Raw genomic sequence first — 18,667 nt, 5'->3', positions numbered from 1 at the left:
TTTAATCAATTTGGTATAACTGCTTTAAAGGTTTAGAGGCGGTGTCTGGACACGGTTTTCAGTTATTGAGTAAAGGGCATCAAGTGCCATTACTATTTTCAATATTGGCGAATAAAGCGGAGTAGCTACAGTGATCCCGCTTTATCCACACTACCTAACTCACCCAACGCTATTTGATACTAGGCTCCGTTTTAATTATCTCTAGACCCTGTACCCTTTCTTGAGTATTAGGATCAATACCCAAGAGGTGAAAGCCTTCGTCAGGCGTGGTATCAATGTAAGTTCTAGGTGATTGCCTTTCAAGATTATATTGACTACTTTGCGGATCAGTTAAAGTAATCGAAAATGCCCCCAAATTGTTGTCTTCATTAGACTCACTATGTATGTTATTAACATCAGCAAACAACACTATCTTGTAGTTTCCAGCAACCAAATTTAAGCCATCAAAGTTCAAAGCAATTTGATGCGTCGACCCATAGGGGCCTGCGATTTGCACATCACCAAAATACGTATGCACATTAAAGCTTTCGTCAGTCAAAAAAACCCCCACTGCGGGCTCAACACCGAGGTGTTCACAATCACCGTTTATCACTGTGTATTGGATCGTAACACTGCCATTCAAAGGTAAATTATTTGGCGAAACAACCCCCGAACGGAATAGCCAATCAGGTTTACCCATTTGACCTATGATGGCTGAATTATAACTTATAGATTCGCTATTATTATATCTTGCTATTACTTTGTAATCGGTAGGCCTACACAAGCTATTCAGATGCTCCTTTGTATCGGAAGACATATTATTGCCACTGACCGTGTGCCTACTTTGGTTGTTTGTGGGAATGCAACCGTTACGTTGACAACTCAGCGCAGCCGTATCTGTACCTATTGGATATAACATAGAAGAACCTACAGGTTGCAAATAAAATTCGACGAACCCTTGAGGTCTATTTGTCTGTGAACCGAATAGTCGATAATTTATGTAGAAATTCCCAGATGTCGGCCTCGGAATAACTTCGTCTTCGAATAGAACATTATTGACTGTAATTTGTGCATAACTGTTGCTGATAAGAAAAAGAGAGCTAGCATATATTAAACTTTGGATCTTCATTATTGTGATTTCCTTTCGCTGAATGATATGAATAAACGTGCAAATACCTCCAATATTCTGCACACATAAATGTAACTCAAAAATTACATTTATCTACACTCACTAAGAAATAAATCATTCAACCTTCCAATCCACCTGCTTTCTCCAAATCCGCAACCACAAATACTTGCAAAATAATGGATAAATATTAAAAGTGCAAAACAGGAGATAACGTAAAACAACACTAGATATATATGTAATAAACTGATTTAAAAAAACTTATTTCGATTTATTTTTCCGAACATACCAATTTGTTTTTCTGGATTTTCTCTTTCTAATTTGTGAACTAAAGTTAACACGCAGTTTGAGACACACTTTAATTACGAGGGAAACTCCCATGAACAGAAAATCTAGAACGATGTTGTCTGCCGTCGCGCTCGCAGTAACAACAACGCTATCAGCCCAGAGCTTTGCTGCAATGAGTGAAGCAAAAACTAATCAATTTTGGTGGCCAGAACAACTAAACCTAAGCCCATTAAGACAACACAGCCCAGAGTCCAATCCTTACGGCGCAAACTTTGATTATGCAGCTGAATTCAATAAATTAGATCTTAAGCAAGTAAAGAAAGATATTGAGCAAACACTCACCGATTCACAAGACTGGTGGCCTGCTGATTGGGGTCATTATGGTCCATTTATGATCCGTATGGCATGGCATAGCGCCGGAGTTTATCGTGTACACGATGGCCGTGGTGGCTCTGCAGGTGGTCAACAACGTTTCGATCCATTAAACAGCTGGCCTGATAACGCAAACCTAGATAAAGCAAGACGATTATTGTGGCCGATTAAACAAAAGTACGGTCGTAGCCTATCGTGGGCAGACTTAATGGTCTTAGCAGGCAATGTTGCACTTGAGTCAATGGGCTTTAAGACCTTTGGTTTCGCAGGTGGCCGTCAGGACGATTGGGAACCTGATTTAGTTTATTGGGGGCCAGAAGATGCTTTCCTAAAAGACGAGCGTCGTGACAAAAAAGGTAAGCTAAAAGGTCCATTAGCAGCTGTAGAAATGGGACTTATTTATGTCAACCCTGAAGGTCCACACGGTAAACCAGATCCATTACTTGCCGCAAAAGATATTCGCATGTCATTTGGCCGTATGGCAATGAACGACGAAGAAGTGGTCGCACTTATCGCGGGTGGCCACACCTTTGGTAAAGCACATGGCGCGAAAAAGCCGTCTGATTGTGTGGGTAAAGAACCAGCCGCTGCAGAGATTGAAGCACAAGGCCTAGGCTGGAAAAATAAATGCGGCACGGGTAAAGGTGCTGACACCACAACAAGCGGTTTAGAAGGGGCTTGGACGGTTACACCAACTCAATGGTCAACCAATTATCTCGACAACCTAATGAACTTCAATTGGGTAATGACAAAAAGCCCAGCTGGTGCGACCCAGTGGATCCCTGACAACAAAGCTGCGGCAAACCTAGTGCCAGACGCCCACATTGAAGGTAAACGCCATGCACCGATAATGTTCACCACAGATTTGGCATTAAAATTTGACCCTGAATATCGTAAGGTCATTGAACGCTTCCGCAAAGATCCAAAGCAATATGAGTTGGCGTTCGCGAAGGCTTGGTTCAAGTTGACTCACCGTGATATGGGTCCAAGAGCCCGTTATGTGGGTTCAGAAGTACCAAGCGAAGTACTGACTTGGCAAGATCCAATTCCAAAAGCGGATTACAAGATGATTGATAACAAGGACATAAGCGCCCTGAAAAAATCAATCTTGAACTCAGGTCTAACAAAGCAAGAACTGATCAGAACGGCATGGTCGGCAGCATCTAGCCACCGGGTTACTGATATGCGTGGTGGTGCAAACGGTGGTCGTTTACGCCTTGAGCCTCAAATAAGTTGGGAGGTAAACAACCCTGACGAGATAAACAAAGTGCTAGCTACATTGACGGACATTCAAACCCGCTTTAATAAGCGCGCTGGCAAAAAAGCAGTCTCTATTGCCGACTTAATTGTGTTAGGTGGTTCTGCAGCAGTAGAAAAAGCCGCAAACGACGCAGGCTACAAAGTAAATGTTGCGTTTAAACCGGGTCGTACCGATGCCTCACAAGCACAAACGGACGTCTTATCATTTAGCTATCTGGAGCCAAAAGCAGACGCGTTCCGTAACTATTACAGTGATGAAGCGTTTATGTCACCAACTGAAATGTTAGTAGACAAAGCCAATATGCTAGACCTATCCGTACCTGAAATGACGGTACTATTAGGCGGCCTACGTAGCTTAGACGCAAACTACAAAGGCGCAGAGCACGGTGTATTTACTGACAAACCAGGTCAGTTGAGCAACGACTTCTTTGTTAACCTGCTAGATATGTCGACTAAATGGTCAAAAGTAGAAGGTCAAGAAGGCTTATACGAAGGTCGTGACCGTAAAACTGGAGAGATAAAATGGACGGCAACACCGGTTGATTTAATCTTTGGTTCTAACTCTGAGCTTCGCGCAATTACCGAAGTCTATGCATCGGACGATGCCAAACAGAAGTTTGTAGACGATTTTATCGCCGCTTGGGTGAAAGTAATGCAACTAGACCGCTTTGACTTAAAATAAACCAATGAAGTAGAGCAAACAGGGCCTAGTTTAGGCCCTGTTTTTTTGGTTGTATGGCTTGGTTCTGCTTTGGTAATTTGGCAAAGCAAAACCGAGATACGAAGTTATCCGTCACCACATCGCTTTGCGCTTTATCGCTACTGTTATAGAGGTGCAATTGATTATCTTCGACGAAATAAAATCCCAGTTGATTTAATCGTGTCGCCCATCGATCTCCCGATGCTAAGTCACACTTTATATAAACACTTAACTCTCGATATTGCATTTGCTGATCACCGCCCCACAGTAACTGATAAGGCACATTTGCGCGCTGTAAAGCCCCTTGCCAAAATCGTGATAAGCGTTGATTTTTATCTTTACAGAGTACCTTTCCATGTGGATTCCACAGACTTAAGACAGCGCCCCGAGAATCAAAGTCGATTGGCTGTAATGGTTGAAAATATACTTGTAAATAAAGCTGCCACAGGTTTGGTTCAATTTTCATGTTTTACTGCTTGTTTGATTGTATTTATCAGCTACCAAGATGGGCTCATGGCTGCAGGTTTGGCTGCTCCATGTAACCGGCCTGTACATCTTATCAATAACTAAAAAATTATCACTTAACCAATACAGCAACTCGCTTTTGCTCGTTCTCCGTGAAGGTTTGTTTGAGTAGTGAATCGACTTTTTCTTTTGCGATTTGGCTATCACCAAGCTCGGCTAAAATATGTTGCTTTTGCAGCATAAAGCTTTGTAGTTTTTGCTGCCAATGATTTTGTTGCTTCTGGACTTCAAGTATACGCGTTGCGGCTTCATCGCCGTACTCAGCACTTAGTTCGTTATAGTGTTTTTGCTGCCAGTTTGCGTTTAGAGTGTGTAACTGAGCTGAGGTGTGAAATAACACTTGTTCACGCTTTGGAAGCCCACTGATATGCGTCTCAATTAATTGCTGCTTTTGCGACTCAGGTATAGATGCGTCTGACAAAATTTGCCAGCGACTCAAAGCTTGCATATCCCACGCATTATCATCTTCAAACCAAACTGCTATCACTTCATCCGTAAAAAATTGCCGCTGCAGTGCGTGTAGCAGCTCAACACGTTCTAGTAGATTAAGATGCGTATCCACATCAATTAAGGCCTGCTTAAATTGTACGTAGAGACCTGCAACTTCGTGAAGGCATTGTGGTAATAATTCCAGATAAGCTTGCCACTGCTCGGCTTGGTTATGGTTTTGTAGCTCAAAAAGCCAATCGTCGATTTGATGCTTATGCTGTTTATTAATGGTCTCACAATGTACGCTTACAGATGCACTCCTTGTGGGTTGTGGGACCTTATGCGCATCATTTTGCTGCTCAGATAACACCGCTAACCGGGGAACATGACGCGGCGTCTCTTGCTGTTCACTCTCGATATAAACCAGCGACAGCATAGTCAAAATGATTAGCAAAAGGCCCCACTTTTTCATAGCGCCAGACCTTTTAAGCGGCGAATATGCTGACGATAAACGGTTAATGGGTCAGTTTCGAACAAGTGATGAATACCAATGGTGTGGTTTACCTGATCTAAATGGTTCATTTTGAATTGGTTGTTGATCACCTGACCTAAATTACTAGAACAAGCTGATACTAGGCCATCGTTGGCCTCATCAAAAACTTGAGCAAACAGTGCAAGTGCGTTGTCAGCAGGGTCAAATACGTTGGTCCATGCTTTGCTGCCACTCCATGAAAAATAATGCACGCCATTGCTCGCTAAACTTTGGGTTTCGCCACAATAATGACTTGGCACACCCTCTGGGTATTTTTGGTTAAATGCTAATGTGCCAGCCGTGGTCAAAGCACCTAGCGCTTCGAGTGCGTCTTTTGGTGCGGTTGCTTTACCAGATAACAAATCAATCAATCCCGCAAGGCCGTTAGCAAGCGACGCTAAAAACTGCTCCGAAAATGAGCCACTGTCTACTCCACCGCGAACAACATCAGCAAAACGGCTCCCCCAGTTTACACCACCAATACTGGTCGCTGAGGCCACCCACTCAGGTTTAACTGAAGCGACATAGCGAATTGTTTGCGCGCCTTGGCTGTGGCCAATCAAATTCACTTTGTCTTTGCCCGTTAATGCTCGAACCAACGCAACTTGCTCTAGTAGTTGCTCACCACGCAATTCTGAATTATGGGCTGATGATACTTCTGCAACATAAACCTGCCCACCTTCATCTTGTATCACTTGTGGTACGCGATAAAAATAATCTACTCCGAGCAGATTATCAAAACCAAACAGACCGTGAACTAATACCACGGGATACTCTAATTCCTCACCGCTGTGGGCGGAAGAGGTAACGACCGATAGCAACCCAAGCAGGGCGCTGAGAATTAACCTTTTCATGTACTTGCTCCAATTATTACAATTTAGTAACAAATAAACTTTAGATTACAATGGTCAGAGGTCAAGCCAGAATAGTGTAAAAAATGAAATTTTGATGAATATTGCGTAAACAAAAGTAAATAATGGCAGCGTAAATTAGTATCTAGACCCAGAGATTAGTAAATACAGGGTGCCCCAAAAGAAGCCAAAATACGGCTTCTTTTGCGAATTTATAAAAACTAGGAGCAATCGAGGGTGAGGTCTACAAGCAGTCCGCGTGAGGGTAGGTTGTGAGCTCACCTAAATGCACTTGGTAACTATTGCCGGTAATAGCTGTGGTACCGTAATGCCCGGCATCAGAACCAATAGTAAATGCCTCTGAAGCTGGGATCCCCGCTTTGATAAAGGCTTCAGCATCTGTTTTGGCATTGCCATACGCACGAACGACTTCAATACCCTGCGCTTTTAAGCGATTAATTTCCGCAGTTTTATATTCTGCCGTTTTAAACAGGCTGGTTTCATTGCTAAGTGATGTGCGTAAAAAGCCTTGTGGTAAACCCATCCAACTTAACCAACCGCGGGTCCCCTTAGCATACCAATACACTCTGGCTGTTAAGAATACGGGTTGATAGCCCAAATCAAGATAGTGACGAACTAAATCATAAGCGCCATCTTTGGGGTCGGCATGATCTATTCCTGTATAGTCGCCAATTTGCTCGGCATCAGATTCGGTTAGCGTGCCGTCGATATCAAACAGGACCGCTTGAGTACCTGGCTCAACGACTGTGACATAACCTTGTGCACCAGTGCCATCAGCTGGCACGCCTGCATATACACGATACTGACCTGCCGACAGTTCAGGCAAGGTGATAAACGCCTTACCATCACCATTGGTTGTTTGCTCACCAAGATACTGCCAATTTGCGTCCGACTCAGCACGGTAGTAAAACTCCACCGACTCGAATTCCAAGTCTTTATGAGCGATGCTACCGTAGTCAAATTTAGCAGTGATCTGAGTTGCAGCGCCGGCAGCGGTTACTTGATCATGTACCATATGGTAACTCGGCAACCAAGATAAGTATTTGTTAAACGAGCTAGAAAAACTACGCTTGACCATATTAGGTGCAGCATACTGGGTTTCTAGCGCGGTAATACTTGGGCAAGTAGGGGTTGCCAGCGAAGAAAAAGAAGCGAATAACGCTACAGTTAGAATAGAATGTCTCATGCACGACTCCGTGTTTATTATTGTCATAACGAATACATCACCCAAGCAAATAATCGACTTACGTGGGTAACAAAAAGCAAGGCACAACTGGGTTGGCCTTGTCATAAAACGCTAGAGCATAAACTCGAAATGTGTCAAATTTGTTAATTAAATATTTTATTTAACATTCCATAGATGTTCTACCATCTTTTGTGTACTAACTTCCATACAACCTTGTCGGTTAACGCCTGCCCAAAGCGGGCTAAAATCGCCACTTCCTTGCTTTTCAGCAGCGGCGCGTAATGGTGTCAAAGCAGCTGATGCATATGGAAAAGTCGGTACGTCTTCATTAATGAAATTAAGATCTATCATTAACCGATTTTCAATCCCACGCGCAGGGCGACCAGAAAACACATTGGTTACGGCGGACGGCTCAGCCAGTGATTTGAGTGCCTCTCGGTGTACCTGAGAAGTGTTAGCTTCATCACATAGTAAGAAACAAGTGCCTATTTGCGTTCCACATGCACCCAGTTCATGCATCATAGTGGCATCATGATGAGAAGCAATACCACCTGCAGCCACTACAGGCACGGATAGCGCATCAGCGAGGATAGTGACCAATTGACGAGTATGTAGCTGAGACTCAAGTTTTGTCTCGGTGAAGGTTGCTCTATGCCCACCCGCTTCAATCCCTTGTGCTATCACGATGTCAGCACCATTTTCAGCTAGCCATATCCCCTCTTCCAAGGTCGTTGCGGAGGATAAAATAGTCGCCCCCCACGATTTTACGAACTCAATCAATTCGGCGTTTGGAAGACCAAAATGAAAACTGATCACGGGAGGTTGATAAGGGGCAATGGCCTCTGCCATTTCCCTATCAAATGGGCGTCTTAAGATGCCAACTTCATCGTTAGCTGTTAACTCAAACTCATCGTAATATGAAGCCAGCTTTTTCTTCCACTTATCTTGCTGATAAGGGTCAAGTTCCGGCATTTCATGGCAAAAAAAGTTAAGATTATATGAGCCTGAAGCATGTGCTTTAAAATGCTCAATTTCAGCAACGACCTGCTCTTTACTCAGCATCCCACAAGGGATTGAGCCAAGTATTCCGGCATTTGTCGCTGCGGCCGCTAAGCGCCAATTTTGCACACCCGCCATTGGCGCTTGGATCATAGGAATAGAGATATTAAGTAATGTAGTGAGCTGCATCACAAGGTCCTTGTTTTAGGCAAAACGACATAAAGCCGAAGGTGCTTTCAGTGTGGGGAATAAGTGCTTAACGGTCAATGATTGTGCGGCTAATAAAGCAAACTTTCTCTTGCCAAAACAACCATGTTTGAAATAGTGTTTCTATAACAATACAAGGACGCCGTGATGAATATCTCTCTAAGAGCCATTGATAAACACAACTACGAAGCCATTTGCGATTTAGATGTCAGCCCTGAGCAGCAAGATTTGGTAGCCTGCAACATGTTTTCCATCGTCGAATCAAAATTTAATGATGGCTATACCACACGCGCAATTTATCACGATGATGAAGCTGTTGGGATGCTAATGTGGGTACAGGAGAGTATAGAGCGCATCTCCATTTGGCGCTTTATGGTTGATCAACAATTTCAGCAACAAGGAATTGGGCGTAAAGCACTCACCCTCGCACTCGAAGAAATCAAGCTGACACCAAACCTTACCATTATAGAAATCTGTTATGTACCGAGCAACCCCGTTGCAAAATCGTTTTACGCAAGCTTTGGCTTTGAAGAAGTTGGAATCGATGAAGAGGATGGTGAAATGCTAGCGGTGATCAAACTTCCTCTCTAACAAGTTGTAATCTTCGGTAATTTGCGCAAATGGAAGCGTAGAGTAAACTTACTGACAATGTAAGTTAAGCTGCTCAAAGGAACCCGAATTAACATGCATGAGCATACAAAACGCATTTGTGATTTTCTCACCGAAATCCAGCTACCTTTTCGATTTCATAAAATCGAGGAAAATACGTTTTTACCGGGTCTAAAAACGGTAATGGGCACGCTCTATATTGATAATGAGAAATTGCTATATCCTGGCGATATATTGCACGAAGCAGGTCATATTGCCGTATGTGAGCCGATATTTCGCAATCAACTCCATGAAGATGTGTATAAAAATGGCCTAAAAAATGGCCGAGAAAAGCAGGCCATGCAAGGTGAAGAAATGGCTGCCATTGCTTGGTCAGTTGCTGCCATCCAATATATTGGTTTGCCTCTAGAGGTCGTATTACACCAACAGGGATATAAGGGTTCTAGCTCCAGCTTAATAGCGGCATTTTCACAAGGAAATGGACTCGGATATCCACTGCTTACTACTTGGGATATGACTTGTCCAAAACAAGGCTTCCCTAAGATGCAAAAATGGATCAGAACGCATCGCTGGATTAATGAACTAAGTTAACCCCTTCTCTATCGAAACCTTAGCTGCCTAGTAGCTCGAAATAAAAAAGCTCGACTACAAAGTCGAGCTTGGGGAGGCGTGGCGCTTTGGATTGCCACTTGCTTACTGATTAAATTCTTTCTCAGACAGTTTGCCATCTCCGTCGCTGTCGAGCTTATCAAAGATTGAAGCAAGAGATTCTGACAGTGACGCTTCGCTTTTAGAGATAAAACCATCTTTGTCTAAATCAAAATCGTTAAATTCTGCTGCCATTGCTGAGCCGGCAAAAAGTACTGTGGCGGCTGTAATTGCTGTTGCTAACTTTTTCATTGTGACCTCCTAGCCTTTAAAGTTAGAGAATTCAGAAGCGCTTAGCTGACCATTTTTGTCTGCATCTAGCTTCTCGAACTGACCAAGTAGTGTTGATGATACTGATGCTTCTTGCTGGCTGATCTGCCCGTCTTTATCCTTGTCTACATCTTGAAATGACAAGGTTGCTGCCAGTGCCATCGTACTCACCAATACACCTATAGTCGTTGCACATACCGTTCTAAGTTTCATAGCCATTCTCCTCACTATGCCCGTCTCTCATTGCGGCTCTAGTCGCAAATTAACCTTTAAAGTTAGAGAACTCAGTTTCGTTTAGTTCTCCGTCAGCGTTTACATCTAAGTCTTTAAACTGTTCGATAAGCGCTGTATTTACTTTTGCTTCGCTCATGCTAATAGCACCGTTGCCATCTGTGTCATAGCTTGCGAAATCTTCACCGGCAATAGTATTTGCTGAAGCCAATGTTAGACCTGTGATTGATAGTGCGATAAGTACATTTTTCATCATTCTGCTCCTAAAATTTCCTAAATATGATTTGCTTTTGGGCGGCTTGATTAGCCTTGGTAATTTGCGAATTCAGACTCGCTTAACTCACCGTCGGCATTGCTGTCTAGTTGCGTAAATTGCTCTGCAAGCGACTGATTTACTTTTGCCTCAGTCATGCTGATGGTGCCGTTATCGTCAGTATCATATTTAGTGAAATCTTCACCAGCTAATGCAGAAGCTGAAGCGAATGTTAAACCTGCAATTGAAAGTGCTGCTAATACGTTTTTCATGATAGTCCAATCCTTCTGTCGTGTTCGTTATGGCGTTAAAGGCAGTGGGCGCTAAGCCCACCTAGCGATTAACCTTCGTAGTTCGCGTACTCAGATTTGCTTAGCTCGCCATCGGCGTTCGTGTCTAAGTCTGCAAACTGTTCAGTTAACGAAGTGCTTACGCTTGCTTCAGTAACGCTGATTGAACCGTTGCCATCAGTATCTAGTTTCTCGAAATCGCCACCAGCAAATGCTGATGCTGAAACCATTGATAAACCTGCGATTGATAGTGCTGCTAGTACGTTTTTCATAATCTTTTCCTTAACTTGGGGTCTATTTAAAAATCTGCTATTACGTTATCGGCTCGTTATTAGCCTTCAAAGTTATCAAACTCAGACTGGCTTAATTGGCCGTCTTGGTCGGCGTCAAGGTCTTTAAACTGCGCCATTAAATTTGGATTCGCTTTTGATTCACCTAGTGAGATGTAGCCATCTCCATCAACATCGTATTTATCAAACTCAGAGTCTGCGTGAGCACCTACTGATGCGAAAGAAAGTACAGCTGCTGATAGTGCGATTGCTAAAGTTTTCATAATCAGTTCCTCTCATATTTCTAAACTTGTCGTTTCTGCTTCTCTGCGTTGGCTTGCGTTGAAGCGAATGTTTTTTGCTTTCGAGATAACTATTCCAACTTTGATGCCAAAGTTTAAAAGCAATTAAGAATCAATAGGTTAAAAGTAAAGGTAGATTTTCATTAAGGATGGATTCAGTAAGATTGTTGCCATTTAGCAACAGGTGATTTTGAGATAAAATAAAAACATATTTATTTTCAATAAGTTAAATTGTCGCATAAAAGCAACACCATAAAAAATTAGGATGTAAGTGCAGCCCAAAGCGGTTAAGTTTCATGCGACAATCATTCACATTCGGTATTGAGTAGAGCCGCCAGAAAAAATTTTTATAAAAATATCGAAAATTTTTTCTTATATTTTCTAAGAAACCAGAAAACAAATAAAAGTAGTTAAAAATCAATACATTAAAACTAAAATCCATCTTGAAATAATTGCTATAAAAGTGACAGAGTGGGCGGGAAACTGACGAAAAACACAAGTATTTTAAAAAAATAGTAGAGAAAAGAGAGGAGTGTTGCTAAAAAGCAACACCCGCTAGACTGGTGTTAGATTACGAAGCGGTACCCAACCTTGCAGCTCTGACTTTTTACTTGAGCACCACACCCAACCATTGAGTTGGTTATGCCCCAATAAGCGTTCACCTTGAACTACCGATAGTTCCTGAGCGGTATAGTCCATTAATGCAACACCTTGTTTGGGATTGACTAAGCGAAACACTTGAGCAGGTACCCAACCAGACACTTGCTCCTCAGTTTCACAGAAAAACCAATTGTCCCACCCCTCCTCGCCTTCATATTCTTCACCAACGGTCAATCTGGCACCTTGTTTAAACGTGATGGGGGTAGGAAACTCATTAATATGTTCCTTGATTACTTGGTATTCGATATCTAACTGCTTATTTTCCAAGTTTTAACTCCATGTATGTCAGCCATTAGACTGGCGTTTTAGCTCTTCTAACATACGTTCATCGCCCATCAAGTTTTTGAGGATAGCTTTAACCTTGGGATCCGAGGCATTTTCGTAGAGAGACAGCAAATCTTGTGCGATCCTTTGCTGCTGCTTTGGATCGGCGCCTGATTGAAAGTACTGTGACATCAACCCTTCTGCAGCGAGACTTTTCACGTAATCATTAGGCTCTTGCTCTAACATTTTCACGAATGACTGTGACAAACGCTCATCAACGATAGGTGTACGCGACACGAGCTCAAGCGCCTGTAGCCTCAACTTTTCATCACTCATGTTATGCGTCATATTGAGGATAGATTCTACTGCTTGATAATCATATTGCTCTAATTCATTGCGATTTAGCATAAACATGTTCATTTGCAGCTGACTCATTGCCGCTAAACGTTCTGCCGCCGGCAAACTGTTATTAAGAATTTTCTGTTTTAAATCGTTGCTGATTTGACTTGCGTACTCAGGATCAGTTTTGATCCGCATTTCGTAGTCTTCGGGTAAGTCTTCATAAAAGCCATAAATGGGGTTTTCTGCTTTCATCTCGTCGATTTTCTGCTGTTCACGCTTTTCTATCAAAGAGAAGATTAAAGACTCAAACTCATCCGGTGCCTGCTCAGAGAGTAAATCTGACTTTTCCATCGACAACGCCTGTAACCTCGTTTCAAGTTTATTGATCCGAGCCATTAACTGAGCAATTTGTTCAGACTCGTCAGTTGAAACCTGAGTGCCCTGCGTATACTGAGTTGCATTATAGTGAGGCTGTTGAGTCGGGCTCTGATACACGTGCGTTGCCACAGGAGAAGTTGCTAATTTGGTTTGAATGACATTAAACCCAGAAAAAGCCAATGCAAGAACTGAGCATGAAAGCGCTATATTGAGTTTAAGATTAGACATGAACGAGTTACCCTTATAAAAAGTAGCAATGTAATAGATCTGCAAGACAAATACTGTAAATGATTGTACTGTAAATTGATACAGCAAGAGGCAATTACGCAGATAATTATTACACTTTGTATAAGGTGAAAACGAGCCTCTAAACAGCTTGCCATAATTGCCAACAAGGAGTGACCGTGAACAATATACTGCAAACTGTCCGCTATAAACCTATCACATTGCTTTTACTTGGCATTGCGACAGTGACGTCTTTGCTTGGCAGCAGCCTATTATGGCAAAGTCACCAAGCCTTATTTCAATGGGTTTTACCCTCAGTCTCACTACTTCTTGTGTTGCGATTAGGGTGGCATGTTCGCCAAACAAGCTTGGCCTCAAGCCCAAGTACTTTGCAAACAGACATAAAACTCTGTTGGGTTGCTCTTCTCTTATGCACTTGCGGAGATATCGTCAACTTCAATCTCTTTGAGCTTTACCATCGCCAAGATAAAACCATAAAACATGACTACTTGATCGACTCTATTTGGTTTTTTGCCCTTGGTTATGGGCTCTTACTCGGATTGCTTATTCGGTTTTTAAGGCGTGAGTTTGCATTAACATTTGCAACTGCGACCATATTGATTGTGGTGTCTATTACGTTATCGTCGTTTAGCTATCAAATGATGTATCTACCTACTATAAGCCAATACTCCCTGCTGTTGAGCGCAAGTTATAGCTTAATAGTGACCTTGCTTGGTGTTTTTGGTTTTTGGCTTATTATTCAAAATATTAAACTCAATGAAAAAACCAACTACGCAGTTGCCAGCGGCTTTATCCTAGCTATGTTAGCGGATGCTATCATCGGTCAATTTTGGCTGTTCGCAAACCAAGGGAATGGTTACTTCCCTATCGCAAGGCACGTTAATTGGGTCATCTATATTGGCTCGCAAACGTTACTATTATTGTTTCCTGTTGCCATGATAAAAACTAATGTTATTACACCTAAGACTTAGGCAACAAAAAGGCCGAACGATGTCGGCCTTAACTATTTATGCGCTATATCGATAAGCGGCTTATCTTTTGACAATCGCATTGTGGTAAACGTTTTGTACGTCATCCACATCTTCAAGCATATTGATTAGCTTTTCGAATGTCTCAATTGCTTCTGGATCTTCGATTTCTACGTGAGTTTGCGGCACCCAAGTGATTTCGTCTACCTCAAAAGTGATCCCCTCAAACGCTTCTGTCAGTGCAGTTTTCGCCTTGAAGTACTCAGTGTGAGGTGCGAAAACAGAGACTTGTCCGTCTTCAACTTCTACGTCGGTAACATCAACATCAGCCATCATTAGCGCTTCCAAAACTGACTCGTCGTCATCACCTGCAAATCCTAAGATTGCGAAGTGGTCAAACATATGCGCCACACAACCTGGGTTACCTAAGTTTGAACCAGTTTTGGTAAACGGTAAGCGAACATCTTTGATAGTACGGTTCATGTTATCAGTTAAACAGTCAACGATGATCATGCTGTTACCTGGACCGTAACCCTCATAACGCGCAGGCGTGTAATCTTCACCCGCGCCGCCTGCCGCTTTTTCGATTGCTTTATCAATAACGTGTGCAGGAACTTGATCTTTCTTTGCCTTGTCGATTAAACGACGTAGTGACAAGTTCGTTTCAGGATCTGCGCCGCCATTTTTAGCAACAACGTAAATCTCTTTTCCGTATTTTGAGTTTACTTTTGTTTTTGCCGCCGCCGTTTTTGCCATGGCGTTTTTGCGGACTTCAAATGCTCTGCCCATCTTAATGCTCGTTTTTATAAAAATTGGCGAAGATTTTACCAAGACATTTGAGTTACGGCTATAGCCTTATTATCCGTGATGATAATTTGCTTTAAGCAACAAGATTATATATTTGTTTTGCAGCTATTTTGTGGCGTACCTAAACAACTTTACTATAGTTAATACTGTTTAAATTTACCGCTATGGGTGGCTTATATATGATCACGTTTGGCTTGGGAAAAGCAAAGAAGCAAGATGGACAAGGTGCTGCGCTCTTTCAACACTTTAAGGCTACAACCCCTTACTTAGAAGTGGATTATCAAACAGATATTGTTCAGGGTAGTTCGGCTTTCAATCGCTTACTCGGACACCCGACTAGCCACGAGCTGAAATCTCTAAGTTTTCTATGTCATACTTCAACGGATGCAGCCACACTCAAGCGTGGGCTCGCTCAACTTGAACAACAAACACAGGCAAGGGTCGAGGTCTCTCTCAATACTGCGAATGACAACAAGCCGAAGAAGTTATTACTAGAGCTATCACGCACTCAAGAAGGCCGAATTTTAGTTATTGCAACTGACATCAGTGATTACCTCACAACTATCGCCAACATGAGTGCAAATTTACGTGCTTTATCAGCGTCCTTTGCGGTTATCGAGTTCGACATGCACGGCAATGTGCTGGGCGCCAATGACAATTTTTTGTCCGTTATGGGTTACAGCTTAGAGGAAATACAAGGCAAACATCACAGTCTGTTTGTTAAGGATGACTACGCAGCCAGTGAGGAGTATGAAGCATTTTGGCAACGCTTAAATAATGGCGAGTTTTTTGAGGGTGAGTTCGCAAGACAAACAAAGTCAGGTGAAACTATATGGATCCAAGCCACTTATAACCCTATTTTTGATGAACAGAACAGACCTATAAAAGTCGTAAAATACGCCTCAGACATTACTGCACAAAAATCAAAAGCTGCGGACTTTCAAGGGCAAGTTGATGCCATCAAACAAACTCAAGCCGTTATTGAGTTTGACCCCTACGGCAATATAAAGACTGCCAACGCGCTATTTTTAAATGCGGTGGGTTATACATTAAGCGAAATACAAGGCCAACACCACCGGATATTTGTGGCACAAGAAGACGCTGAGAGTAGCGAATATCAAGACTTTTGGCACGCTTTACGACAAGGTAAACATCAATCTGGTGAGTTTAAACGCTTAACCAAATCAGGAAACACTCTGTGGATCCAAGCAACGTATACCCCCATCTATGACGAAAATGGCCAGTTGGACAAAATCGTCAAATATGCCTCGGATATTACTCAAGCAAAACTGGCATCTTTTGACTCTGCGGGGCAACTCAAAGCCATCAATCGCTCACAAGCAGTTATCGAGTTTGATTTGCAAGGTAATATTTTAAAAGCAAATGAGAACTTCCTCTCTGTCATGGGCTACAAGAAAGAAGAAATCATTGGCAAACATCACAGCATGTTCGTCGACAACTTTTACGCGCAAAGCAGTGAATACAAAGCATTCTGGCAGCGTTTAAAACAAGGCCAATTTGAAACAGGTGAGTTTCAACGCCGAGCTAAAGGCGGTAAAGCAATCTGGATTCGTGCCACCTATAACCCAATTTTAGATGAGCAAGGTAAGCCGCTAAAAGTCGTGAAATTTGCGACAGATATTACCGAACAAAAAGCCATTGCTGCTGATTTTGATGGTCAGCTTCAAGCCATTCGTAAATCACAAGCCGTCATAGAGTTTGCAATGGATGGTACTATTTTATGGGCCAACGATTCATTCCTAGATACGATGGGGTACTCACTTGACGAAATCAAAGGTAAACATCACCGTATTTTTGCTACGCACGAACAAGCCACTAGCTCTGAATACCAGCAATTTTGGCAAAAGCTCAACCAAGGTGAGTTCGACTCTGGACAATACTTAAGACTAGCTAAACAAGGTCGAGAGGTATGGATCCAAGCGTCTTATAATCCTATCCTCGATCAACAAGGTCGCCCCTTTAAAGTCGTTAAATATGCAACGGATATCACAGAACAAAAACAAGCGGTTGAGCATATTAAAAATGCTATTTTGGCAATGGAACAAGGCGATTTAAGACATAGGATAACCCACCACTTAGGTGGCGAGTTCTCGGTGCTACAACAAGCGATGAACGGCTTATTCGATAAATTAAGCGACTTAGTTAACACCATAAACAGCGGTGCAGAGCAAGTGTTTGATGTGGCTAAACAAATTGCGAATAACAACGAAGAACTCAATAGCCGTATTGAAAATCAAGCGGCGAGCTTAGAAGAAACCGCCGCCACTATGGAAGAGCTTACCGCTACGGTTAAAAAGAATGCGAGTAGCACAAGCAATGCAGCAGAGAAGGCGACTATTGTTAGAGAAAAAGCACACTCAGGCAAAGCATCTATTGATGATGCCATTACCGCAGTAGGTAAAATCGAATCTTACAGCACAAAAATCTCTGATATTATCAGCGTCATTGACGAAATCGCTTTCCAAACCAACCTCTTAGCGCTCAATGCATCCGTTGAAGCAGCGCGGGCTGGTGAGGCTGGACGCGGATTTGCGGTCGTTGCCGGAGAGGTGAGAAACCTTGCTCAACGTAGCGCCTCAGCGGCACGTGAGATCAAGGCATTGATCAAAAATAGCGTTGATGCGGTGGCGCAAGGCAGCAAACTTGTCTACGAGTCTGGCACGACTTTCGATGAGCTAACGCAATCAATTGCCGAAGTGAGTAAAATGGTGGCAGACATAGATAACGCGGGGAAAGAGCAAGCAGAGGGGATAGCTGCGGTTTCTACCACCATTGCACAAATGGATAATATTACTCAGCAAAATGTTACTCTGGTTGAAACAACATCTCGTTCAGGTAAAAATATGGAAAATCAAGCCAAGCTCCTTACCGATCAAGTTGCATTTTTTCAACTAGATGAATAGTTAAAGACGCACAGTCTACACAACCACATATGAGTAATTTATATAAATATACCCGTTGTACCCTTAATGCATCGGGTATGTTATGCTCGGCTGACTGGTCTTCCTTTTGTTTATCGCTTTAACCCATTTGGACAGTTTTATTAGACAAAAGGAAAAAATGATGATAAGTCCAGTTACACCAAGCGATTACCAGGAATTACTGGCTGTTTGGGAAGACTCTGTGCGAGCCACTCATGATTTTATCACTGACGCGGATATCGCTGATTTTAAACCTATTATTATTGAACAGGCGTTTCCAAACGTTACGCTGCGCTGTGTAAAAAATAGCGACGCAAAGATTGTCGGTTTTATTGGCGTGCATGAGCAAAAAATCGAAATGTTATTTGTACTCGATAAGAACAGAGGACAAGGTGTCGGTACTAAGCTGCTTCGCTTTGCACTTGAAGCACTAAATGTGCAGTTTGTTGATGTCAATGAGCAAAACCCCGAAGCCGTAGGCTTTTATGAAGCAAAAGGTTTTAAGGTATATGAACGCTCACCAACTGACGATATGGGAAAGCCTTTTCCAATCCTACGAATGCGACTTATAGAATCTAATTAACCTGAGGTTTGGATAAGGAATGTTCCAACTCATTGTTGCTAAAGCACAACTTAGTTTTTTCCTTGTCTAGCCAGCAAGTTTTAGGGAAAACACCGCTTCCGCGTCCTGCTCTCGCGAAGATACCTACATC

At 42.6% G+C, this 18,667-nt stretch carries 21 protein-coding genes; 6 read left to right on the top strand and 15 right to left on the bottom strand.

Annotation, left to right across the window (positions count from 1 at the left end):
• Window positions 1–169 precede the first annotated feature (169 nt).
• Window positions 170–898, bottom strand: a complete 729-nt coding sequence (locus CWC03_RS22025; protein ID WP_171040306.1) for a hypothetical protein — start codon at window positions 896–898, stop codon at window positions 170–172.
• A gap of 586 nt (window positions 899–1,484) precedes the next feature.
• Here CWC03_RS22025 and katG point away from each other — a divergent pair.
• Entirely contained in the window at window positions 1,485–3,707 is a 2,223-nt protein-coding gene (gene katG, locus CWC03_RS22020; RefSeq protein ID WP_171040305.1) for a catalase/peroxidase HPI, read from the top strand.
• A gap of 25 nt (window positions 3,708–3,732) precedes the next feature.
• On the opposite strand, the gene CWC03_RS22015 is transcribed toward katG, so the two are convergent.
• The 5 genes from CWC03_RS22015 to CWC03_RS21995 form a co-directional block, all read right to left on the bottom strand.
• On the bottom strand, window positions 3,733–4,191 hold the full coding sequence (locus tag CWC03_RS22015; RefSeq protein WP_138583669.1) for a hypothetical protein: 459 nt from the start codon (window positions 4,189–4,191) through the stop codon (window positions 3,733–3,735).
• A gap of 111 nt (window positions 4,192–4,302) precedes the next feature.
• Window positions 4,303–5,151 (bottom strand): lipase secretion chaperone, encoded by an 849-nt coding sequence (locus tag CWC03_RS22010; protein WP_138583668.1) that lies wholly within the window; start codon window positions 5,149–5,151, stop codon window positions 4,303–4,305.
• Entirely contained in the window at window positions 5,148–6,065 is a 918-nt protein-coding gene (locus tag CWC03_RS22005; protein WP_138583667.1) for an esterase/lipase family protein, read from the bottom strand. Before CWC03_RS22005 ends, CWC03_RS22010 begins: the two co-directional genes overlap by 4 nt.
• Window positions 6,066–6,306: 241 nt before the next feature.
• Entirely contained in the window at window positions 6,307–7,269 is a 963-nt protein-coding gene (locus CWC03_RS22000; RefSeq protein WP_138583666.1) for an LNS2 domain-containing protein, read from the bottom strand.
• Between the two features lie 156 nt (window positions 7,270–7,425).
• Window positions 7,426–8,457 (bottom strand): NAD(P)H-dependent flavin oxidoreductase, encoded by a 1,032-nt coding sequence (locus CWC03_RS21995; RefSeq protein ID WP_138583665.1) that lies wholly within the window; start codon window positions 8,455–8,457, stop codon window positions 7,426–7,428.
• Between the two features lie 165 nt (window positions 8,458–8,622).
• Between CWC03_RS21995 and CWC03_RS21990 the strand changes: the two genes are divergently transcribed.
• Window positions 8,623–9,066, top strand: a complete 444-nt coding sequence (locus tag CWC03_RS21990; protein WP_138583664.1) for a GNAT family N-acetyltransferase — start codon at window positions 8,623–8,625, stop codon at window positions 9,064–9,066.
• A gap of 93 nt (window positions 9,067–9,159) precedes the next feature.
• Window positions 9,160–9,675, top strand: coding sequence for a hypothetical protein (locus tag CWC03_RS21985; RefSeq protein WP_138583663.1), 516 nt, complete (start codon window positions 9,160–9,162; stop codon window positions 9,673–9,675).
• Between the two features lie 102 nt (window positions 9,676–9,777).
• Here the strand turns inward: CWC03_RS21985 and CWC03_RS21980 are convergent, their stop codons facing one another.
• The 8 genes from CWC03_RS21980 to CWC03_RS21945 form a co-directional block, all read right to left on the bottom strand.
• Window positions 9,778–9,984, bottom strand: coding sequence for an EF-hand domain-containing protein (locus tag CWC03_RS21980; protein WP_010375685.1), 207 nt, complete (start codon window positions 9,982–9,984; stop codon window positions 9,778–9,780).
• Window positions 9,985–9,993: 9 nt separating this feature from the next.
• Window positions 9,994–10,215, bottom strand: a complete 222-nt coding sequence (locus CWC03_RS21975; RefSeq protein WP_010375684.1) for a crotonobetainyl-CoA--carnitine CoA-transferase — start codon at window positions 10,213–10,215, stop codon at window positions 9,994–9,996.
• 49 nt (window positions 10,216–10,264) lie between these two features.
• Complete coding sequence (locus CWC03_RS21970; RefSeq protein ID WP_010375683.1) at window positions 10,265–10,486, bottom strand: PLC family EF-hand domain-containing protein; 222 nt, start codon at window positions 10,484–10,486, stop codon at window positions 10,265–10,267.
• 50 nt (window positions 10,487–10,536) lie between these two features.
• Window positions 10,537–10,758 (bottom strand): EF-hand domain-containing protein, encoded by a 222-nt coding sequence (locus CWC03_RS21965; RefSeq protein ID WP_138583662.1) that lies wholly within the window; start codon window positions 10,756–10,758, stop codon window positions 10,537–10,539.
• A gap of 68 nt (window positions 10,759–10,826) precedes the next feature.
• Window positions 10,827–11,048: an EF-hand domain-containing protein gene (locus CWC03_RS21960; protein WP_010375681.1), complete on the bottom strand. Its 222-nt coding sequence runs from the start codon at window positions 11,046–11,048 to the stop codon at window positions 10,827–10,829.
• Window positions 11,049–11,107: 59 nt separating this feature from the next.
• Complete coding sequence (locus tag CWC03_RS21955; protein WP_017218756.1) at window positions 11,108–11,329, bottom strand: EF-hand domain-containing protein; 222 nt, start codon at window positions 11,327–11,329, stop codon at window positions 11,108–11,110.
• Between the two features lie 573 nt (window positions 11,330–11,902).
• On the bottom strand, window positions 11,903–12,274 hold the full coding sequence (locus CWC03_RS21950) for an SH3 domain-containing protein (protein WP_138583661.1): 372 nt from the start codon (window positions 12,272–12,274) through the stop codon (window positions 11,903–11,905).
• 18 nt (window positions 12,275–12,292) lie between these two features.
• The gene (locus CWC03_RS21945) at window positions 12,293–13,219 is read right to left on the bottom strand and encodes a hypothetical protein (protein ID WP_138583660.1); all 927 of its coding nucleotides are present in this window, start codon (window positions 13,217–13,219) and stop codon (window positions 12,293–12,295) included.
• Window positions 13,220–13,395: 176 nt separating this feature from the next.
• Between CWC03_RS21945 and CWC03_RS21940 the strand changes: the two genes are divergently transcribed.
• On the top strand, window positions 13,396–14,208 hold the full coding sequence (locus tag CWC03_RS21940) for a hypothetical protein (protein WP_138583659.1): 813 nt from the start codon (window positions 13,396–13,398) through the stop codon (window positions 14,206–14,208).
• A 60-nt stretch (window positions 14,209–14,268) separates the two neighbouring features.
• Here the strand turns inward: CWC03_RS21940 and CWC03_RS21935 are convergent, their stop codons facing one another.
• Window positions 14,269–14,994 (bottom strand): YebC/PmpR family DNA-binding transcriptional regulator, encoded by a 726-nt coding sequence (locus CWC03_RS21935; RefSeq protein ID WP_010375669.1) that lies wholly within the window; start codon window positions 14,992–14,994, stop codon window positions 14,269–14,271.
• A gap of 197 nt (window positions 14,995–15,191) precedes the next feature.
• Between CWC03_RS21935 and CWC03_RS21930 the strand changes: the two genes are divergently transcribed.
• Together CWC03_RS21930 and CWC03_RS21925 are read left to right on the top strand one after the other, a co-directional pair.
• A complete protein-coding gene (locus CWC03_RS21930; RefSeq protein WP_138583658.1) occupies window positions 15,192–17,936 on the top strand; it encodes a methyl-accepting chemotaxis protein in 2,745 nt (914 codons plus the stop codon).
• A gap of 160 nt (window positions 17,937–18,096) precedes the next feature.
• The gene (locus CWC03_RS21925) at window positions 18,097–18,537 is read left to right on the top strand and encodes a GNAT family N-acetyltransferase (protein WP_138583671.1); all 441 of its coding nucleotides are present in this window, start codon (window positions 18,097–18,099) and stop codon (window positions 18,535–18,537) included.
• Window positions 18,538–18,667 lie beyond the last annotated feature (130 nt).

The organism is Pseudoalteromonas sp. S2755, assembly GCF_005886535.1.
GTDB lineage: Bacteria > Pseudomonadota > Gammaproteobacteria > Enterobacterales > Alteromonadaceae > Pseudoalteromonas.
Note: the sequence above shows the minus strand (reverse complement) of the source record. Positions and strands in the feature narration are given on the sequence as shown.